Raw genomic sequence first — 21405 nt, forward strand, 5'->3', positions numbered from 1 at the left:
ATTTTATCCCAGCCACATTTGATTTGAAAGACAGTAAAAAACATCAAGAATGTATAAAATTTATTTGGTACGATATGGATAAATTCAATAAGGAGGAATTAGATGTATCAAGTAAAGGGGTATTTTTCATCGCTAACAGGAAGTCATTATGAAATCGGTAAGCAACAAGGGGAGTTTGTGAAACAAAATCCTTATCTCATTCCACAATTTATACAGAAAGAAAACTTAATATCGCATCACCATTGGACTGAATCCAGAAATATATTACATAAATATTGTCCTGGAATTAATGAAGAAATTGAAGGTTTTTGTGAAGTGTTGAAAATTCCTGCTAAACATATGATGTATTATTATCAAACGTTATTAAAAGCAGGATGTAGTCATTGTGTCGTATTACCTAAAAAGACAGATTTAAAGCATACCTATGTATTAAGAAACTATGATTTGTCACCAAAAATAGATGATATGCGTTTTTGTTCAACTCATGTTGAAGGTGCGTATGCACATAGTGGTTTTTCTACTCAATATTTTGGCCGAACGGAAGGGATTAACGAGCATGGATTAGCTGTTACATTTTCAGCATGTGGTCAACCAGTAGGAAATATTGAGGGGCTGCGAAAGCCAGTATTAAGTGGTTTACAATGTTTTGCGGTAATTCGAGTGTTATTGGAGAAATGCAAAAATGTACAGGAGGCTAAGTCACTAATAGAAGAAATACCGATTGCTAGTAATATTAATCTAATAGTAGCAGATCCATTAGACGCAGCGCGTATTGAAATATTTGACGGGTATAAATCAATAACTCCAATTGATGAGGAAAACCAAGATTTTATCGTATCAACAAACCATGCAATCAGTTTACCTATTCAAAAACTGAGTAATAGAAGATTAGAACAATCTACAAACAGATATCACACATTGTATGAATATTTAAATCGAAATGAACTAGTGAGTCTGGAGTCTTTAAAAGGATTAGTAGAAAAAGAATATCCTGCTGGGCTGACAGTACATAATTATGAAGAATGGTTTGGAACTTTGCATTCTGTCTTATTTGATTTACATAATCGTACAATGAAGATTTGTTTCGGATCACCAATTTTAAACGACTGGTACTCGTTGGAAGTTGGAGGAAGTCTTTTATTTTCTGAAGTAAATGTGAAATTTAAAAATAAAACGTATGCTGACTTTTGGAGAGAAGAGTATAATTAATTGATTCAAAAAGAACAAATGAGATAAAATGGTAATAGTAAGGTATATTAGGGGAGGTAGTGCCATTGCTAAAAGTAGTGTTACCGATTGTTCTTATCTTATTTGTTTTCGTTTTAATGTATATTACTTATGAAAAAAGAAAAAAAGCAGGGGTAAAAGGATTGAAGAGTGCGTTAACTTCAATTTGTTTCTTTACACTAGCAATCTTAAATTCACTTGCATATTGGTTAAACTTTGGCGGCATTTTTATTTGGTTAATTTCAATTGTTTTATTGCTCGTGGGGGCATATTTTACGAAATATATTCCAATTTCCAAAAAGGTACACTGAAATTTATAGATAATGCTTTATTTCATTATGAAAAGAGATTATTCTACTAAGTCGTTGTGAAACGGTTTCATAGGATAATCTCTTTTGTTCGTTTAGCTTTGTAAAGAACGAACTGTTCTTTTTAGTTGTTCAATAAATTCTCGAGTTGCAGCGCACATATATTTATCTTTTCTATAAATAAGTCCTATTTCAATTGTTGGAGTAGGATTTTCTATTTTGATAGCTTGAATGTTTTCGTTTTGCAGAAAGTCTATATAAGGTTTTGGTAATACTGTAATTCCCATTCCTTTTGAAACCATTTGGATTAAAGATTCCATCGTACTAATTTCTAAAATTGGTTTTGGTTTAAAGTTGAATTTTTGACAATGTGATGTAATTAATTCGGTTAAAAAGAAATTTTTAGGTAAAAGAATTAAAGGGTAGTTCTGTAATTCAGCAATAGATACATGATTATGTTCAGCTAATTGATGACCGGTTGGTACGACTAATGTAAGCTCACTTTTGTATAGAGGGGTAGAAATAATCTCTTTATCTTGCATCGGGAGAAATGTAATGCCAATATCTAGTTCGTTTTGTAATAATTTTTCACGAATATCTCCTGTACGAAGTCCTAATACAGAAAGTTCTATATTGGGATATAAATGATTGAAATTTAAAATAGCTGAGGGTAGTAAATAATTTACTACGGTTAGCAATGATCCTATTGTTAAGGAACCTTGCTGTAATCCGTTTAAGTCTTGAATAGCAGAACGAGCTTGTTCAACTTCATGAAATATGGTTTTACTATGTAATAATAAAATCCTTCCTGCGTCAGTTAAAGATATTCTTTTACCAATGCGATCGAAAAGAGGCATTCCTACTTCATGTTCTAATGCACGTATTTGTTGACTTAGTGAAGGTTGTGAAATATTTAATTTCTCAGCTGCTTTTGTGAAATGCAATTCTTTTGAAACAGCTAAAAAATATTCAAGTTGTCGTAATTCGATTGGGATCACCTCAAGTATAATGATAGGTTTTACCTATCATTATTATATAAATAATTGGATTGAACAATGATTTTTTAGGTTTTATAATCATCTTTATATAAAAGAGATAGTAGTGAAAATATATCGAGAGAAAATAAATGGAACCCCCTTAAAGGAGGAAATAGAATGGCTAATGAATATCAATTATTATCTTTAAATATAGGGTTACCGAAAGAGGTTACATATGGCGGAAAGGTAATTCATACAGGCATAAATAAGGAACAAGTAAAGGTATCGGTATTTTTATCCTTTGTAAAATTTAATGGAGATGGTCAAGCGGATTTAGTTCATCATGGTGGAGTAGATAAGGCGGTTTGTGTGTATTCGGGAGAACATTACGGATATTGGGAAAAAGAGTTGAATCAAGAACTTGTATATGGAGCATTTGGAGAAAATATAACAATTAGTGGTATGTACGAAGAGGATGTTTGTATTGGTGATACATTTCAAATTGGAGAAGCAATTGTACAAGTAACGCAGCCAAGACAACCTTGTTTTAAATTAGCTAAGAAATACAATATTCCAAAGTTACCACTATATTTTCAAGAAACAGGATATACAGGGTTTTATTTTCGTGTATTAAAAGAAGGGTGGGTATCACCTGTTGATACGTTAAAGTTAATGAAGTCTGATCCGAAAGGTGTGACAGTAGCATTTGCTAATCGTATCATGCATAAGGAAAAACAAAATATGGAAGGGGTAAAAAGAATCTTAGAAGTACATGCGCTTTCTGCTAGTTGGAGAAATACATTTGAAAAGCGAATCAAAGGAGAAGAAATTAATACGGAGGAAAGGCTAGAAGGAAAAAAATAATAAAAAATTTTATTTATAAATGGTGCATTTCTATTAGTAAAAACGACTTAGAAAGCACTATTTTTATATAATAAACTTATTAATATTCAAAAATCTTAATATTGTTTTATTCGACTTATTTTCGAATAGTCAAAACATAAAATTAATTAGACTCTTTTTTTATATTTTATGATAGTATATTGATTGGTAAGACCTATTACTTTAAGAGCAGGTTCTACAACTATATCTAATTTGATGGAATTAACGTATGGAGGGACAGCATGGGGAATGTTGAAAATTTTGAAAAACTTCTTTTAGAAGAACCGAAAAGAGAGCAGTTATTTCCTTTATTTGAAGAAGTGTTTGGAATTACAATTCAAACATTGAATGATTTTTCAGAGAGAGGTTATTGGGATGATACATACAAAGCTATATCATTTTCACATAACGATAAAGCGATTGCGAATGTTGCGGCATTTTCGCTGCCATTGCTAATAAATGGTGAAAGAATAAATGCAGCGGGCATTCAATCGGTAATGACACACCCTAATTTTCGTAGACAAGGACTCATGACACAATTAATGAGTAAAATGATAGAAGAAATCGATAAGAAATGTGAATGTACATTATTGTTTACGGAAAAACCCGAACTATATGCATCATTTGGTTTTAAAGTTGTGCAGGAATATTTGATGACTATTCCATATAATAAAATGATTAATAATGATTCCTTACTTAGAGAGCTAGATTATTATATGGAAGAGGATAGAAAGTTAATACATGAAACTATAGATAGTAGCCAAAGACTTTCAAATAATTTTTCAACATTAAACTTCCAACCTTCGTTTTATTTGAATATGCATGATTCGGAATGGAATGAGAAATTGTATTATTCAGAGAAGCTAGATGCTCTAATTGTGTATGAAGTAGATAATGGCAGGTTGAAATTATATGGAGTGTTTGCACCAGTAATTCCAGTTTTAGATGAAATATGCGGGGAAATCGCTGAAAGATTTACAGAAATCGAATTTTACTTCTCTCCAGATCAATTAGGGGTTGAGGATGTACAATTTAAAGAGTTACAGTCTAGTAAGTATTTAATGGTTCGAAGTAATAAAAAATTAGATTTTAAAGGATATAAATTCCCAGTGTTAACGGAGTTTTAAATGTTAATATAGATATTTTTGAGGTGGATATAAGTATACATATTATTAAAATAGTTTTATACATGTGAAGTCCACCTGAAAAAATGAATTTGAGAATAAATTTTGCAGTTTAACTTATATAGATAAAAACCGTATTCTTTCAATTTAAGAATACGGTTTTTCTAATTGCTTAATATAAAGCACATTTATTGACCGAAAAGTCATTAATGCGTATCATTTAATAATGTTAAATATTAATTTACATAATATAATAGGAATAAGAAAGAAATTACAAACTACATCGCTTAAATAAGGAGGGATATGAATTATTTAGTGGTAATTTCATGGGAAAAGGAGATTATGTATGAAATCATTTCGCAAGTTATTACAGTATTTAAAACCATACATGTTCTTCGCTATAATTGGACCGCTATTTATGGTACTTGAGGTTGCGATGGACTTAATTCAACCGACTATTATGCAACATATTATTGATGTTGGGATAGCAAACCGTGATTTGAATTATGTAATTAAAATGGGAATTCTTATGATAGGAGCTGCAGCACTCGGTTTAGTTGGAGGACTTGGGTGTATGATGTATTCTACAAAAGCAGCTGTTAATTTCGCTACTGACATACGAAAAGATGTGTTTGCGAAAATAGAAACATTTTCTAGTGAAAATCGTGATTCGTTTGGAACTGGAAAGTTATTAACGATTGTGACAAATGATGTTACTTCTATTCAGGCGGCGATGACGATGACATTACGTGTTCTTGTTCGTGGTCCTTTGTTATTTATCGGAAGTATAATAATTGTTTTTGTAACAGCACGCGAGTTATTTCCTATATTACTTGTAGTTGTTCCAATTTTATTACTTGCGATTATATTCATTGCAAGTAAAGCGAGCGGAACGTTCAAAAAAGTGCAAGAAGCATTAGATAAAGTGAATACAAAGCTACAAGAAAATTTATCTGGAGTACGTGTTATTAAAGCGTATGTAAGACAAAAATATGAAATTACTCAGTTTGGAAATGTTAATACAAATTTAACGAAGATAAATATTCGAGCGGTGCAACTAATTTCCATAATGATGCCAATCATTATGTTAGTTGTAAGCGGCGGGATTGTCGCAACATTATGGATTGGTGGAGAAAAAGTATTTGATGGAACGCTTCAAGTAGGAGCTATTTTAGCGTTTATAAACTATTTGAATATTATTTTAATGTCACTTATGTCTATAAGCATGGTATTTATGCAAATCGCGCGAGCATTTCCATCTGCGGATCGTGTACAGCAAATTTTAAATACTGAGGTTGATATTACGACCGAAACAAATGCGATTGCACCTAAGCAAATCGAGGGACATATTGACTTTAAAGATGTTAGTTATAGTTACACGAAAAATAATGAATATGTTTTAAAAGATATTTCATTTCGCATATGTAAAGGTGAAAAAGTAGGGATTATCGGTTCTACAGGAAGCGGTAAATCTACGTTAGCAAAACTGTTACCGCGTTTATACGATGTTGATCAAGGTGAAATATGCATTGATGGAATAAATGTTAAGGCATACGATTTACAAAAACTTCGTGGTTCAATAGGTTTTGTACCTCAAAAGGCATTGTTGTTTTCAGGTAGTATAGAAGAGAACTTACGTTATGGTAAAGAAGATGCAACAAGTGACGAACTGGAAGTAGCGGCTTCATCAGCTTGTGCGACTGAGTTTATTAAAAAGCTGGAAGATTCTTATCGATATCATTTAACACAAGGTGCAACGAATTTATCAGGTGGACAAAAACAACGTGTATCAATTGCAAGGGCACTTGTGAGAAAGCCATCCATTCTTATATTAGATGATTCTACATCAGCAGTTGATGCGAAATCAGAATCTAACATTCAATCGGCATTAAGAACAGAATATAAAGGAACAACAACATTATTAATCGCCTCTAAAATCTCATCTATTATAGATGCTGATAAAATTCTCGTTTTAGATAACGGTGAATTAGTTGGTGATGGTACCCATGAGGAATTGTTAGAACAATGCGAGGTATATCAAGAAATTTATCTTTCCCAAGGTGGTAATTTAAATAAAGAAGGTGGGAAAGAACATGCGTAATTTTCAAGGGCAATTTGCTAATAAAGGTGGGCGTAACTCGCCTAAGATAGGTAAAGCTAAAAATACGAAAGGAACTGTAATGAGAGTATGGAACTATATGGGGTACCAAAAGGCTGCTCTTACGTTCGTTATATTTTTAGTATTTGTTACGACGTTACTTGGGTTATTAGGTCCATATTTAATGGGAGTAATTATCGATCAATATATTGTACCGAAAGATTTAAGCGGTACGGCGAGAATGTGTTTGTTACTTATCGCGATTTACGGTGTAACAGTATTATTAACTTGGTTACAAACATTCGTAATGGTTAATGTTGCATTGAAAACGATACAAAGAATACGACAAGATATTTTTGAGAAAATCCAAACGCTTTCTTTACGGTTCTTTGATGTACGTTCGCAAGGGGATTTAATGAGTCGTGTGACAAATGATATAGATAATTTGAATCAAGCGTTGACACAAAGTGTAGTACAAATTATTTCCTCAGCGCTAACTTTTATAGGTGTGACGATTGCGATGTTCGCATTGGATTGGATTTTAGCAATTGTTACTTTAATTACAGTACCTATTATGTTTTTCGTTACAAAAAAACTAGTTGCTTATAGTGGTAAAAACTTTGCAAAGCGTCAAAAAGATTTAGGAGAATTAAATGGATTCATTGAGGAAGCTATAACAGGAGCGGATGTTACAACGTTATACGGGAAAGAAAAAGAAACCGTACAAAATTTCAATAAAATTAATGAACAACTAAGAGTTTCAGCAACGAAGGCAGATACATTTTCAGCTTTTATTTTTCCGAGTATGAATTTTATTAACAACTTAGGTATGGGACTTGTAATTGGGACTGGATCAGTAATGGTTTTAAATGGAATGACAACAGTAGGTGTTATTGCAGCTTTTATTAATTATTCTCGTCAATTCTCAAGACCACTCAGTCAATTCGCAACTTTAATGAATACGATTCAAGCGGCAGTTGCTGGTGGAGAACGTGTCTTTGAAATTATGGATGAAGTACCGGAAATCCAAAATAAAAAAGATGCATTCATTGTACAAAATTTACAAGGGCATGTTGCACTCGAGAATGTTTCATTTGGATATGAGGAAAATAAAACGATTTTAAAAGAAGTGAGTCTTAAAGCACAACCAGGGGAGACAATTGCTTTAGTTGGTCCAACTGGATCGGGCAAAACCACAATCATTAATTTGCTAACGCGCTTTTACGATATACAGCAAGGACAAATCCATATCGATGGGAAAAATATAAAAGATTATGATATGAATTCGTTGCGAAGCAAAATAGGAGTAGTTTTACAAGATACGTATTTATTTGCTGGGACGATTATGGATAATATCCGTTATGGCCGATTAGATGCTAGTGATGAAGAAGTAATCAATGCCGCTAAAGCAGCATCTGCACATTCTTTTATAAAGCATTTACCGAATCAATATGAAACAAAAATTGCTTCAGAAGGATCGAATTTAAGTCAAGGACAAAAACAACTTCTTGCGATTGCAAGAGCAATTTTAGCAGATACAGATATATTAATTCTCGACGAAGCAACATCTAATATTGATACGAGAACAGAATTACAAATTCAAGAAGGGCTAAATAATTTAATGAAAGGTCGAACAAGTTTTGTAATCGCTCATCGACTGAAAACGATTGAAAAAGCAGATCAAATCCTTGTTATAAAAGATGGAAGTATTTTGGAAAGAGGGAATCATGAATCTCTTATGGAAGATAGAGGGTTTTACTTTGATCTGTATACGAGTCAGTTTAAATTTTAATAAAAACTTTAATATGGTGCGGTTTCTCTAGAACAGAGAAACCGCATTTTTATGTTTGTAAAGATAATTAGAAATATAAAATCGGATTTTTTAAGAGACACGAATTGTTAGCAAAAACTAGCAACTTCAGTGCTAGATGGAAGAATTAATTTACGTGGAATTGTAATAATCTCAAGAGCCATCTGTGCTGAATAGAGAAGTATAGGAGTTAATTCTAAAGCGTGAGTTAATAATAATATAAAGCTTGTTAGGATTGCAAAACTCCCCCAAAAGAAACTTTTTGAAGTGTTACGGAAATCTTTTATTAAGGAAAAGAAAGAAAAAAATGCTGTAACAATGAGTATCAACAATTTATATTTATCAGCCATTAAACCCCTCCTAAAGAACAGTAACTTATATTATAACGTATTTTTCAGTATTATAATAAAAAGATTTTGAAATAAATAGGTTAAATGCGTAAAAACCACAACTGGAAAATATTAGTTGTGGTTTTTATTTATGAGTCCTTTGTTTTAGAAAATAGATAATCTAGAATTAAAAATTTAAAAATAGATTAGTGCCCAAATTTTGTTTGCTGGAGATGTACTGGATATTTGACCAGACAATAAGACGAGCTATGAATATAGTAATAAAAAAAGGGGATGTTGAACAATGGCTAGATATAGTTTACATGGAGGGCACAATAGTATTGTACAGGGCGCGAATTATGGGAATCGGAAAGAACACATTATGGATCGCCAAGTGAAGGATGCAGTTGTTGCTAAATTAAGAGCATTGGGGCATACAGTTTATGATGATACCGATGAAGTAGGGACAACGCAAGCACAAAATTTAAATAACATTGTATCAAAAACAAACTCACATGATGTAGACTTAGTAGTTTCATTTCACTTAAACTCATATGATACGAAAGCTAATGGTGTTGAAGTTTTGTACTATGACCAACAAGCTTTATCAGCAAAGATAGCGGCACAACTTTCAAAAGATATTGGCTGGTCAAATCGCGGTGCAAAGGAACGAAAAGATCTTTATGTGTTATCGAATACGAAAGCACCTGCAATCTTAATTGAACTTGGATTTATTGATAATGAAGCAGATATGGCAAAATGGAATCCAGATAAGATTGCAAATTCAATTGTGTATGCATTAACTGGGCAATCTGGTGGGACAACTCCGCCATCAAAACAAAATATTATCCAATCAGGCGCTTTTTCACCGTATGAAGTTCCTGAAGCTATGCAAGCTTTAAATTCAGTTAAAATGACAGCTAAATTTATTTTACAGCCTGATGGATTAACATATTTTATTTCCGATCCAACATCAGATAATCAATTAAATGGTATGAAAGGCTGGCTTGATCGCAAAGGTTGGTGGTATGAAGTTAAGTAAAGTAAAGGTTCTAGTTTAGTGGAACCGAATATTTAAAAAACGATAGGACATAAAAAGAGGATTACTCATAATGAGTAATCCTCTTTTTATCATTTTATCTCGTATAAATATGATTAGATATAGAAGATTCCTCTTTTAATATTTAATAAGTAATACATGTAAGTGGGAGGTTCATCGGAAATTTCAAGTATATTACTAAACATATATTTAAAAAGAAAAAATTTGAATTTAATTAATTACAATTGAAATAGCACTGAAAACTAATAAAACAGCCATAATGATGTTAAACGTTTTAGTATGCTTTAATAAAAGTTTTTGGAACATGGAACCAAATAAGCTCCAACTAAATGTACTCATTAACCCGACTATACCTAAAAATAATGAGAAAAGTAGAAAACTTGAAAATGAATTATAGTAAGGGAGAATAAAAGTTGACACTACAGTCAACCCGAAGAGTATCCCTTTAGGATTAACAAATTGAAGAAAAATCCCCACTGTAAATAAGTTTTTATTATGTTTTTCATCGGGATCTGTACTAGTTTTGCTAGTGAGTATTTTAAAAGCTAAATATAGCATATATGCTACACCTAAAATTTTTAAAGGGAATTCTATTATGGGTAGGATATTGATGAGTACAATATTAAAGAAGCTACATAAGGAAGTGAGGATGAAAAAACCGAAAGCTACTCCAAAGCAAAATTGCATACTCCTTTTTAAACCATGTTGCTTGGCGTATGTCATAGCTAAAAAATTGTTAGGTCCAGGTGTGAAGCTACTTATAAAAACAAATAACAAAAAAGAAAATATAGGCATTTCAAAACCCCCTAATGATTTATTGTGTGTTATAATGACCGAAAAGAACAATATAACGTGTGCTTTTTATTATACATAACGGTCGTTATATTGTATATAGTGTAGGAGTGTTTCTTATGGAAGAAATTCAACTTATTTTAGCAAAAAATTTAAAAACAATACGTGAAAAAGAGAAAATGAGTTTAGAAAAGGTCTCTCAATTAACAGGTGTGAGTAAAACGATGATTGGACAAATTGAACGAGGAGAGTCAAGCCCAACATTAACAACGATATGGAAAATCGCTAATGGTTTGAAAGTGTCTTTTACTTCTTTAATCAATAATCCGCAACCAGATACGAAAGTTGTTTTACGAAATGATGTACAAGTATTATCAGAAGACAGTGGGAGATATAAAGTGTATCCTTCTTTTCCTTTTCAAGATGATAGGAATTTTGAAATCTATACGGTTGAAATTGAAACAGAAGGAAAATTAATTTCAGAAGGTCATAAAGAAAGGACCGAAGAATTTATAACGGTGTTTGAAGGGGAATTGACGGTTGAAATAAATGATTGTCAATATAAATTAAATAGCGGAGATTCAATTCGCTTTAAGGCGGATAGACAGCACTCTTATCATAATTTTGGAAGTACGCTAACTCGGTTAAGTATGACCATTTATTATCCAGCTACATAAACTTGCGATTACATCAAAAATATAAAGAAATGTGTGTTGATAAACCATCTATTAGAGATGGTTTTATTTTTGAAAATTCATAAAAAAAGACACTCGTTTGAGTGTCGACATAGTATTGCTCTCGCGTATAGGATTGGAGTATGCTTCTCAAAAACGTATTGAGATGGTTCGCATTTGAGAAACTGTCTTCGTATTTAATGTAACATTGGTAGGGAGAAGTGTAAATTGATAATGTATATACGGAAAATTTAGTATAGATAATTTCTACTATGAATATAGTGTAATGTGTTTATTATCCCGTATTAACGGGCAGTAATACTCGCATCTTAACATTCAGCTGGAGTAAAGACATTCGGTGGGAGTCAGGCTTCACGTAAACGACCGATTTGTTTAACTAATTATTAGTGGGGGACGTATAAAACTCCTACTAATTAAACTTTCGCTTTATTAGTTAAGTATGTAAGAAGTTGTCTTATAAAAAAGAATGAATCATTTTTTAATCGATTCGTATAATTGTTAGAGGGACATCCGTTGAAGTGGATATTGTGGAATAAAAAATAAAGCTGGGAAGTGAGAGTTTTTAGTAGTAGTTATAACAATGGTAAAATGTTTAATAGGTTAATTATTTGAAAAGAAAAAGAGAATAGTTATTAAGTTATTCTTTAATAATAGATTTTAATGATTTAAATGAATAAAAAATATGTGGAATGAGGTATTAAATTGAACCGCAATGACAAATTATCGTTGAATAAAGGTATGATAGGACCTGAAAATATTGGACCTACCTTTCCGGTTCTTCCACCAATTTATATTCCAACAGGTCCAACGGGAGTAACAGGAGTAACGGGGCCGACGGGTTTAACAGGACCTACCGGAGCAACGGGAGTAACAGGACCGACGGGTTTAACGGGACCTATCGGAGCAACGGGAGTAACAGGACCGACGGGTTTAACGGGACCTACCGGAGCAACGGGAGTAACAGGACCGACGGGAGTAACAGGACCTGCCGGAGCAACGGGAGTAACAGGACCAACGGGTTTAACGGGACCTACCGGAGCAACGGGAGTAACAGGACCGACGGGTTTAACAGGACCTACCGGAGTAACGGGAGTAACAGGACCGACGGGTTTAACAGGACCTGCCGGAGCAACGGGAGTAACAGGACCAACGGGTTTAACGGGACCTACCGGAGTAACGGGCTTAACGGGACCGATGGGTTTAACAGGACCTACCGGAGCAACGGGCGTAACAGGTCCAACTGGAGTTATTGGTCCCATAACAACAACTAATTTATTATTTTACACTTTTGCTGATGGAGAGAAACTTATATATACAGATTCAGATGGGATTGCTCAATATGGTATAACTCACATATTATCTCCTGATGAGGTTTCATATATTAATTTGTTTATTAATGGAATACTTCAGCCACAACCATTTTATCAGGTCAGTGCTGGTCAGCTAACTTTGTTGGATGATCAACCACCATCACAAGGTTCATCAATTATTTTGCAATTTATCATTATTAATTAAAAAAGACAGCTTCTTAAAAAAAAGAAGCTGTCTTTTTGTTTTACTTTAAAGTAGATAACACTAAGTGACGATAAATTCGATTGTAATTGGAATTCCGCCGTCTAATGCATCTCCGCCAGGAATTGTAATAGCACCAGTAGGTCCAGTAGTAACACTGGAGTTCACACTAGGTTGAAGAATGCCATTTACATATAAGTTGTAATACGTAAAAGTCGGAAAAGCTGTTGCAGTAGTGCCTGCATCATTTAAACAAGCTGTTGCAGCAACCGCAAAAGCTGCACCTGTGCCAGTTCCAGCTCCTAGTGTAGATGTAAATCTTCTAGATGCCATAAATGGTTGAATAATAGGCAATTAATTCTCACTCCCTTAATTGTTTATTTGGAACGAAGTATACAATAACTTGTCCACTATATTGTATGAGAGTTTTTGATAATAGAAACAGCTTTATGATAGTAAAGGGAACACAATTTTAGTAATGATATTGGGTTAATTATTTGAAGAATGGGTGTTTTTACTTTTGTTTATATGCTAATGATTAATTTGTGTTTTTGTACTTAAGAGATAAACGTGGAAAAATAAAATAAACTCTTCAGTTTAGGTGTTTAATCTAAGCAGTCAATTATTAAAAACATATAATTAATATGTGAGTCATGAACATAATTAAATAAAGTTTTAAAGTTTAATTATCTTTCATGTTTCCTACTTTAAGTGAATTAAATCTATGCAAAATTTTATAGTTCTTAGAATAGGAAAACACTCAACTATAAGACAAGTCAGGAGGAAATAAATGTCACATAACAATTGTTTTGGTCACAATAACTGCAATCCGATAGTTTTCACACCAGAATGTTGTAATAATCCACAAACTGTTCCAATTACTAGCACTCAATTAGGACAGTTAATCACTTTACTAAATTCTTTAATTTCGGCTATTGCAGCGTTTTTTGCAAATCCAAGTGATGCAAACAGATTAAATTTACTCAATTTGTTTACTCAGCTACTAAATTTACTAAATGGATTAGCACCATCTCCAGAAGGTAATTATTTAAAACAATTAATCCAAAGTATTATCAATGTACTCCAATCTCCTAATCCAGACATAAGCGAATTACTTTCTTTATTACAACAATTCTACAGTGCTCTTGCACCATTCTTCTTCTCTTTAATTATTGATCCTGCAAGTTTACAACTTCTATTAAATTTATTAACTCAATTAATTGGCGCTACTCCAGGAGCAGGAGCAACAGGAGCAACAGGAGCAACAGGAGCAACAGGAGCAACGGGAGCAACAGGAGCAGGAGCAACAGGCCCAACAGGAGCAACAGGAGCAACAGGAGCAACAGGAGCAACAGGTCCAACAGGAGCAGGAGCAACAGGTCCAACAGGAGCAACAGGAGCAACAGGAGCAACAGGAGCAACAGGAGCAACAGGTCCAACAGGAGCGACAGGAGCAGGAGCAACAGGCCCGACAGGTCCAACAGGAGCAACAGGAGCAACAGGAGCAACAGGCCCAACAGGAGCAACAGGCCCAACAGGAGCAACAGGCCCAACAGGAGCAACAGGTCCAACGGGTGCAACAGGGTCAACAGGAGCAACTGGTGCAACTGGTGGTGGAGCTATTATTCCATTCGCTTCAGGTACAACACCATCTGCGTTAGTTAACGCATTAGTAGCTAATACAGGAACTCTACTTGGATTTGGATTTAGTCAGCCTGGCGTTGCTTTAACAGGTGGAACAAGTATCACATTAGCGTTAGGTGTAGGTGATTATGCATTCGTAGCACCACGAGCAGGGACTATTACGTCACTAGCAGGTTTCTTTAGTGCAACAGCTGCATTAGCTCCATTATCACCTGTTCAAGTGCAGATACAAATATTAACTGCGCCAGCAGCAAGTAATACGTTTACAGTTCAGGGAGCACCTTTATTATTAACACCGGCATTTGCTGTTATCGCTATTTTGGACACAGCATCAGGTATCGTACCTGAAGCTATTCCGGTAGCTGCTGGAGATAAAATACTACTGTATGTTTCGTTAACAGCAGCAAGTCCAATAGCTGCAGTAGCTGGATTTGTAAGCGCAGGTATTAATATCGTCTAATTTGTTACAATGTCTGTTTGAAATTTGAACTGGCAATTGTATATAGCCCTTCCTAATTTTGTTAGGGGGGTTATATTTTTTTTGTGGATAGGTGATAAAATAATTGAGAAATTACTCTTTGTTAAGTTGGTATAAAAAATTATGATTTACATTTTATTGTTTATGGAATAAGTTATGTAGTTTAAAAAATTACCTATAAATAAAAAAGATGAATTCTATTAAAAACAGAATTCATCTTTTAAATAAAAGGGAAGTAAATTATTTATCGTGTGCGTTGAAATGTTATTGTTCAAATTCGTAATAAATCATTTGTTTTTATTACAATTACATCCTTTTTTCTTTACATAGCCTTGCTCAGCTAAATCTCTTTGTGATTGGGAATTGGAAGATTGAGAATTCGAAGACTGAGAGGATGTTGATGAACTACTATTTTTATTATGGGAGTAGTTTTTTCGATAGTTATAATTACTCATAGTACTATCACCTCCAATTAAATATATAACTATTATATGTATGTACTCTATTAATTGTTACGATAATAAATAGGAATAGGGGATATACAATAAAAAATCTCCTACGTATTTTCCGAGGAGATAATTAATTGTCTTTTTATAATATAAATTAATATCCCCAGTAAAGAGGGAAATAATATGAATCTTGGTAATATAAATTTTGTTGTGGACTAGGAGGCTGAGTTGGTGGGTTTATCATTCCGCGGTTTTGATTACAGTTTGCTGACGGACCAATTACTGTAGTAGATTGAATAGGTGATACCGCTTGTTTCCATTGTTGTTCATCGAGACAGTAAGTATGAGCCATTATATTCGCGGGAGTTAACCTTAAAATATCAGAACCAAAAATAACTTCTGGGGTTGGAGCGTCGAAAATAGCTAATAAATGAGTACCATCTGCTGTAGCAATTTCATAATGCCACCACGCTTTTGGAATGTTTGCAACTTGCCCCGGTTTTATCGGTAAGTTTAATATATGATTTGTAAAAGGATTAAGTAAAGAAACAACCGCAGATCCTGAAATACAGTAAACAAGTTCAGCTGCATTTTGATGAATATGTGGCTCTACAACATTTCCTGTACTTAAATAAATATCTAATAAAGAAGTATTTTCTAACGTATTTAATTGCTTCATACCAAGTACGTTTATATAATTCTGGGCATCTTTCTGAAAAAAATTACTTTTACTTACATCATGGGTGAAATTAGTTGAGGGGGAAGTGTAGTCGATACTAGAAGTCATTTGTATTACCTGCCTTTCTTATAATTTCATGCAATTTGAATTTAGGATATGAGTCTAGTTATTGAAATGTGAAAGCGTTGCTGCTTTTGGTTTGTAAAGTGATAAAATTGTTCGTTTGTATGCAATATAATTACAATAGTTTCATTGCGAAAAAAGGTGCTATTAATTACAATTAATGTAAAAGATAGCGCTTTTTTAATTTGTATTATAAGGGGAGTGCAGAAAATGAATCATACTATTTTAAAAGAGTTGGAAGTTGAATTGAAAAAATACTTTCAACCGTTTTTGAATGCACCTGCAACAATAGAAGAAATTCAAGATGCTGAAAATGAAATGGGAATTGCGTTTCCAGATGAATTACGTAATCTTTATCTTGCACATAACGGTGAGGATAAATCAGGACCAGGGTTATTTTTTGGTTTGCCATTTCTTTCATTAGATCAAGTTTTGGATGAGTGGAGAATATGGAAAAGAATTGAAGAGGATGATTTTTTAAATTTTGATGCATTTTCAATACCAGCAGAATGTATTAAGGAACAATATGTGAATCACAATTGGATACCTATTAGTAAAGATTATGGCGGTAATAATATAGGAATAGATGTTGCCCCGGATCAAAAGGGGAAAGTGGGACAAGTTATTAATTTTGGACGAGATGAAGAAGTAAAATATGTAATTGCGAATAGAATTTCAGACTTGTTACTATTTATTTTACAAACGCTAAAAAATAAAAATTTCACCATTCACCAAGAAGAAGACTATTTATATTGGAGTTATGGTGCTAACGATAATATACATTTTTTAGACGCTTTATTTAACATTGAGTTACCTGTTTTACATCCTCAATTAATATTTCAATCTGAAAAAAACATTAATGATTGGTACGATAGTTTAGATGAGAATTGGAGAAATATAGTGGGTCCACCTGAGTGTGCAGGCAAGTTTATTAGAGAGAAGAGATTATATTTAGGTGGAAATGGATTAGTAGATATTAGTCCGTTACAGATGTGTACGGAAGTGAGAGAGCTAATTTTATCTGGAAATGAAATTAAGGATTTAACAGGATTAGAACGAGTGGATTCTTTAAAGAAGTTATATTTAGTTAATAACCCGGTTCAAGATTTAACGCCAGTATTACATTTGAAGCACTTACAAGAAATGAATATAAAAAATACGAAGATAAATACTCTATCGGCACTTTTGGAAATATCATCATTAAAGAAATTAGACATTTCACATACTAGTATTCAAGATTTTTCATTATTACCGAAGTTTCAAGATTTAGAGTCTCTTACAGTACATATTTCAAATTGTGAGCAGCTCGATGCAATTTCAAAAGTAGATTCTTTAAAGTATTTATATATTTTAGGTTTAGAAAATGTTAGTGAACTGGATTTATTTGTTTTGCAAAAATTAATAACGATTGAATTTGAAAACAGCATCATTGTTAATTTTAATTGCTTAAAACACAATTCGTCAATTCAAAATATAAAGCTGACAGATACAAAGGTAAAGGATGGAACCGCATTAGGTAAAATGAAAGGACTAAAGGAATTAGAATTAGATGGCGCAACAATTGATAACCTTAAAACGATTTGTTGTTCTCGTTCATTAGAAATATTTACAGGTTCGTTTGAACAATTTTACATGTTAAAAGACTCATTTGATAGAAAAATAGATTTTTCAAAAATAATTGGAGGAATGAGTGAAGAAGAAAGAAAAATTTGGCATCAGCATGTAATGGATTAGAAAATAAATTATGTATCACTGAATGTCACATCCCTCGTTAATCGTTCGTCTTGTATGTAGAACGAATAAGGAGGGATTTTATTATGAATACATTTGATGTAGCAATTGTTGGCGGTGGGCTTGCTGGATTAACAGCATCTATATATTTAGCGAAAGCTGGGAGGAAAGTTATTTTATTGGAAAAATCCAGTCGCTTCGGTGGTCGAGGGATGACTGTAAATAAAAATGGCGTTTGCATGAATCTTGGTGCACATGCTTTATACAGAGGAGGCGCAGCATTTTTAACTTTTAATGAGTTAGGTTTGAATCTTCCAGGTGGAATGCCATCTACAAAAGCACATGGAATATGGAAAGGGGATGTATTTACAATCCCCACAGATTTTCGCTCTATTTTAGCAACTCCACTACTTTCATGGGCTGCAAAAGTACAATTCTCGCGTCTTATGATTCATTTAGGGAATTTAAATGTAGGGGAAGTGCCGAAAATGAGTCTAACTACATGGGCAGAAAAAGAAATAAAAGATCCAATGGTTCGAAATATATTTTATGCGTTATGCCGAACGACAACATATACGTTTGCTCCTACAATGCAATTAGCATCATCTGTACTAAAGCAAATACAGCTGTCTATGAAAGAAGGAGTATTTTATGTAGATGGTGGTTGGGAGACGATAATAAAAAAATTAAGAGATATAGCGAATAATCTCGGGGTGCAATTTTCGGCTAATAAACATGTTTTGGAAATAGAGCATTACGAAGATAAACAAAGAATACATTGTTTTGACGATGAGTTATTTGAAGTAGGTACAGTCATCGTGACAACTCCACCAAAAGAGGCTTGTAAAATAATAAAAGGTGCAGAAGGAACAAGTTTGTATAGATGGAGTGAACAATCGGTACCGGTTACCGTCGCTGCATTAGATATTGGTTTAAGACGCTTAACCAACCCAACACATCAGTTTGCATTAGGGTTAGATCAACCTATATTTTTCACGAATCAATCAAGAGCAGCCAAATTAAGTAAAGATGGAGCAATTGCAGTGAGTCTAATTAAGTACCATAATCCTGTGCTAGAGATGAATCATATTCATGAAGATAAAGAACAGTTGGAAAGTATGATGGAGTTGTTACATCCAAATTGGAAAAGAGAAGTTGTTGCACAGCAATATTTACCGAAAATAACAGTAGTACATGACTTTCCTCATATTGACCGTGTTGAAAAACCGGGCCCTAATATACCTGAAATGCCAGGTGTTTGCGTTGCAGGAGATTGGGCAGGGCATGATGAAATATTAGCTGATGCTGCGGTAGCAAGCGGGAAACGTGCAGCGTTACACATTTTAAAGCAATATGAAAGTGAGGCAATTCATCATGGAAACGGAGCAATTATATGAAGCGTATCAACCATTATTATTTTCATTAGCATATAGAATCCTTGGGAGTGTTATGGACGCTGAAGATATCGTTCATGACGTATTTATCGCGGTAAATAATATAGAGAATGTTCAATCTATAGAAAATATGAAAGCATATTTGTGTAAAATGGCGACAAATCGTTCAATTGATAAATTACGTTCGGCAGCGCATAAACGTAATGTATATGTAGGGATGTGGTTACCAGAGCCATTTGTAGAAGAGAGTGATGAGTCATCAAAGTCATTTATAATGAAAGAATCCCTGTCAACCGCATATTTATTACTTTTACAACAACTATCTGAGGTAGAAAGGATTGTTTTCATATTAAGAGAGGTTTTCAGTTATGAATACGAAGAAATAGCTTCAATTGTTGATAAGAGTAGTGTGAATTGCCGGAAGATCTTTCAACGCGCACGAAAAAGTATTTTAGATAAGCCGAAGCAATCAACACTAAGTACGAAGAAAATGGCTGTCTATGTGGAAAAGTTTGTATCATCATTACAGTGTGAGGATGCAGAAGGCATGTTAGAAGTATTAAAAACAGATGCGATATTTAAAGCAGATGGTGGTGGTAAAGTTACAACTGCTATTAATCCGATTTATTCTGCAGATAAAATTATACGTTTGTTCTTTGGAATTGCAAAAAGATTGCCAGAAAAGTATAGTGTTGATTTCAAAATAGTAAATGGTGCACCGGGCGTTATAGTTACAATAAATAATAAAGTGATGTATGTACTTTCATTCGCATTTGAGGATGAGAAAATCTCAAACATTTATATGATGGTTAATCCTGAAAAACTTATGCACTTAAATGTAATAGTATAAAAAAGACGCATTTCTTTAGAAGTGCGTCTTTTTTATTATTTTTCTAACATTTCAAGAGGTACATCTTTTTCGCCGGCTACCTCAAATTTAATTTCCCCGTCTTCTTCATAAATACGTGAAATAATCGGTATAGTAATCATTAATTTTTTATGCTGTTTTCGTTTTCTAGCAGCATCTAAGCTAATCACGTTCATTGTAAGCATCCTTTCTTCTAGAAATATATAAACAAAAGAAAATGCGTCCGGAAAGGGCGCTTAATTGAATTTGAAATACCGATTCATTTAATTGGGGTTTATATGATTTAATAACTGCAATTGAATTAAAAATAGTATGAATGGAATAATTGCACGTAGAAATTAACTTTACCAAAAAACGAAACAATATGCTATAAAAAAATTTAAATCTTTGTCATATAACGAGAAAAAGGTTTTCGTTTCGCATATAATGAAAGTAGACGGGCAGCAAGAGCTTTTTCATCATATTGCTTTGGAAAGGCGATGAAAAAATGGATACGTTAGATTCATTATTATTTCAACTTGAACAATATGGAGAAGAGCATGATCGAAATAAAAAAACACGGGAAGAAAAATTACGGAATATTTCTCGTGAGATGGGGAAATTTTTATCAATTTTAGTAAAAGGGTGTAGTGCAAAAAATATTTTAGAAATTGGAACTTCTAATGGCTATTCTACATTGTGGTTAGCTAACGCGGTAGAAGAAACAAATGGAAATGTAACAACTGTAGAGCTTTCTTCGGAACGAGTTGGAGAGGCACTTGTCAATTTTGAAAAGGCAAACCTTTTGCAAAGGATTGATGTTCATAATCAAGAAGCAGGGGCATTTTTAGATTCGCAGCTAAATCATTCATTTGATTTTATTTTCCTAGATTCAGAGCGTACGCAATACATGTGGTGGCTTGAGCATATAAAACGCATTTTACAACCAAACGGTTTTCTTGTTGTTGATAATGCTACTTCTCACGAGAGTGAGTTAGCCGAGTTTAGAAAAATGATTGAAGAAGATGAAATATTTGAAACGGTGTTATTGGCATTTCAAAATGGAGCATTCGTAGCGCGCAAGAAGAAATAGGAGTGAGCGCAATTTAATTATCACATTGAAAAAGGGTATATGTCAAAAGATTGAGTACAGTAGGATAAGAAGAACATAATTTATATACGTAATATACGAAGAATCCGCCTTCAGCATGTTGTTCTCTAGGTCTTAAGTCTGAGGAAAATAATG

General features: G+C 33.4%; 20 protein-coding genes. 14 read left to right on the forward strand and 6 right to left on the reverse strand.

Annotation, left to right across the window (positions count from 1 at the left end):
* The first annotated feature begins 102 nt into the window (after positions 1-102).
* Together KZZ19_RS11450 and KZZ19_RS11455 are read left to right on the forward strand one after the other, a co-directional pair.
* Positions 103-1209, forward strand: a complete 1107-nt coding sequence (locus KZZ19_RS11450; RefSeq protein ID WP_237981111.1) for a C45 family autoproteolytic acyltransferase/hydolase — start codon at positions 103-105, stop codon at positions 1207-1209.
* 65 nt (positions 1210-1274) lie between these two features.
* Positions 1275-1538 carry a hypothetical protein gene (locus tag KZZ19_RS11455; protein WP_141532584.1) on the forward strand — a complete coding sequence of 88 codons (264 nt, stop codon included), beginning with the start codon at positions 1275-1277 and terminating at the stop codon, positions 1536-1538.
* A gap of 92 nt (positions 1539-1630) precedes the next feature.
* Here KZZ19_RS11455 and KZZ19_RS11460 read toward each other — a convergent pair whose 3' ends face one another.
* A complete protein-coding gene (locus tag KZZ19_RS11460) occupies positions 1631-2533 on the reverse strand; it encodes a LysR family transcriptional regulator (protein ID WP_237981112.1) in 903 nt (300 codons plus the stop codon).
* A 156-nt stretch (positions 2534-2689) separates the two neighbouring features.
* On the opposite strand from KZZ19_RS11460, the gene KZZ19_RS11465 reads away from it, so the two are divergent.
* The 4 genes from KZZ19_RS11465 (at position 2690) to KZZ19_RS11480 (ending at position 8408) form a co-directional block, all read left to right on the forward strand.
* A complete protein-coding gene (locus KZZ19_RS11465; RefSeq protein ID WP_237981113.1) occupies positions 2690-3376 on the forward strand; it encodes an MOSC domain-containing protein in 687 nt (228 codons plus the stop codon).
* Between the two features lie 260 nt (positions 3377-3636).
* The gene (locus tag KZZ19_RS11470; RefSeq protein WP_237981114.1) at positions 3637-4521 is read left to right on the forward strand and encodes a GNAT family N-acetyltransferase; all 885 of its coding nucleotides are present in this window, start codon (positions 3637-3639) and stop codon (positions 4519-4521) included.
* Between the two features lie 343 nt (positions 4522-4864).
* Positions 4865-6619: an ABC transporter ATP-binding protein gene (locus KZZ19_RS11475; protein WP_237981115.1), complete on the forward strand. Its 1755-nt coding sequence runs from the start codon at positions 4865-4867 to the stop codon at positions 6617-6619.
* Positions 6612-8408, forward strand: coding sequence for an ABC transporter ATP-binding protein (locus tag KZZ19_RS11480; protein WP_237981116.1), 1797 nt, complete (start codon positions 6612-6614; stop codon positions 8406-8408). Before KZZ19_RS11475 ends, KZZ19_RS11480 begins: the two co-directional genes overlap by 8 nt.
* A gap of 107 nt (positions 8409-8515) precedes the next feature.
* Here the strand turns inward: KZZ19_RS11480 and KZZ19_RS11485 are convergent, their stop codons facing one another.
* Positions 8516-8776, reverse strand: coding sequence for a hypothetical protein (locus KZZ19_RS11485; RefSeq protein ID WP_098342504.1), 261 nt, complete (start codon positions 8774-8776; stop codon positions 8516-8518).
* A gap of 283 nt (positions 8777-9059) precedes the next feature.
* Between KZZ19_RS11485 and KZZ19_RS11490 the strand changes: the two genes are divergently transcribed.
* The gene (locus KZZ19_RS11490; RefSeq protein ID WP_098342503.1) at positions 9060-9797 is read left to right on the forward strand and encodes an N-acetylmuramoyl-L-alanine amidase; all 738 of its coding nucleotides are present in this window, start codon (positions 9060-9062) and stop codon (positions 9795-9797) included.
* A gap of 228 nt (positions 9798-10025) precedes the next feature.
* Here the strand turns inward: KZZ19_RS11490 and KZZ19_RS11495 are convergent, their stop codons facing one another.
* The gene (locus tag KZZ19_RS11495; RefSeq protein WP_098342502.1) at positions 10026-10610 is read right to left on the reverse strand and encodes a LysE family transporter; all 585 of its coding nucleotides are present in this window, start codon (positions 10608-10610) and stop codon (positions 10026-10028) included.
* A 59-nt stretch (positions 10611-10669) separates the two neighbouring features.
* On the opposite strand from KZZ19_RS11495, the gene KZZ19_RS11500 reads away from it, so the two are divergent.
* A complete protein-coding gene (locus tag KZZ19_RS11500) occupies positions 10670-11284 on the forward strand; it encodes a helix-turn-helix domain-containing protein (RefSeq protein ID WP_226545350.1) in 615 nt (204 codons plus the stop codon).
* 720 nt (positions 11285-12004) lie between these two features.
* Positions 12005-12817 (forward strand): DUF4183 domain-containing protein, encoded by an 813-nt coding sequence (locus KZZ19_RS11505; protein ID WP_348638036.1) that lies wholly within the window; start codon positions 12005-12007, stop codon positions 12815-12817.
* A 60-nt stretch (positions 12818-12877) separates the two neighbouring features.
* On the opposite strand, the gene KZZ19_RS11510 is transcribed toward KZZ19_RS11505, so the two are convergent.
* Entirely contained in the window at positions 12878-13168 is a 291-nt protein-coding gene (locus KZZ19_RS11510) for a DUF4183 domain-containing protein (RefSeq protein WP_001121652.1), read from the reverse strand.
* A 436-nt stretch (positions 13169-13604) separates the two neighbouring features.
* Here KZZ19_RS11510 and KZZ19_RS11515 point away from each other — a divergent pair, with 436 nt between their 5' ends.
* Complete coding sequence (locus KZZ19_RS11515; protein ID WP_237981118.1) at positions 13605-14918, forward strand: exosporium glycoprotein BclB-related protein; 1314 nt, start codon at positions 13605-13607, stop codon at positions 14916-14918.
* A gap of 621 nt (positions 14919-15539) precedes the next feature.
* Here the strand turns inward: KZZ19_RS11515 and KZZ19_RS11520 are convergent.
* Complete coding sequence (locus KZZ19_RS11520) at positions 15540-16172, reverse strand: cupin domain-containing protein (RefSeq protein WP_217613618.1); 633 nt, start codon at positions 16170-16172, stop codon at positions 15540-15542.
* 225 nt (positions 16173-16397) lie between these two features.
* Between KZZ19_RS11520 and KZZ19_RS11525 the strand changes: the two genes are divergently transcribed.
* The 3 genes from KZZ19_RS11525 (at position 16398) to KZZ19_RS11535 (ending at position 20162) form a co-directional block, all read left to right on the forward strand.
* Entirely contained in the window at positions 16398-17921 is a 1524-nt protein-coding gene (locus tag KZZ19_RS11525) for an SMI1/KNR4 family protein (RefSeq protein WP_237981119.1), read from the forward strand.
* Between the two features lie 83 nt (positions 17922-18004).
* Entirely contained in the window at positions 18005-19315 is a 1311-nt protein-coding gene (locus KZZ19_RS11530) for a phytoene desaturase family protein (RefSeq protein WP_237981120.1), read from the forward strand.
* A complete protein-coding gene (locus tag KZZ19_RS11535; protein ID WP_098342495.1) occupies positions 19293-20162 on the forward strand; it encodes a sigma-70 family RNA polymerase sigma factor in 870 nt (289 codons plus the stop codon). Before KZZ19_RS11530 ends, KZZ19_RS11535 begins: the two co-directional genes overlap by 23 nt.
* A gap of 35 nt (positions 20163-20197) precedes the next feature.
* Here the strand turns inward: KZZ19_RS11535 and KZZ19_RS11540 are convergent, their stop codons facing one another.
* Positions 20198-20356 carry a hypothetical protein gene (locus KZZ19_RS11540; RefSeq protein ID WP_001100983.1) on the reverse strand — a complete coding sequence of 53 codons (159 nt, stop codon included), beginning with the start codon at positions 20354-20356 and terminating at the stop codon, positions 20198-20200.
* A 311-nt stretch (positions 20357-20667) separates the two neighbouring features.
* Here KZZ19_RS11540 and KZZ19_RS11545 point away from each other — a divergent pair, with 311 nt between their 5' ends.
* On the forward strand, positions 20668-21252 hold the full coding sequence (locus KZZ19_RS11545; protein ID WP_237981121.1) for an O-methyltransferase: 585 nt from the start codon (positions 20668-20670) through the stop codon (positions 21250-21252).
* The last annotated feature ends 153 nt before the right edge of the window (positions 21253-21405 follow it).

The sequence above is a fragment of the Bacillus thuringiensis genome (assembly GCF_022095615.2).
GTDB lineage: Bacteria > Bacillota > Bacilli > Bacillales > Bacillaceae_G > Bacillus_A > Bacillus_A cereus_AG.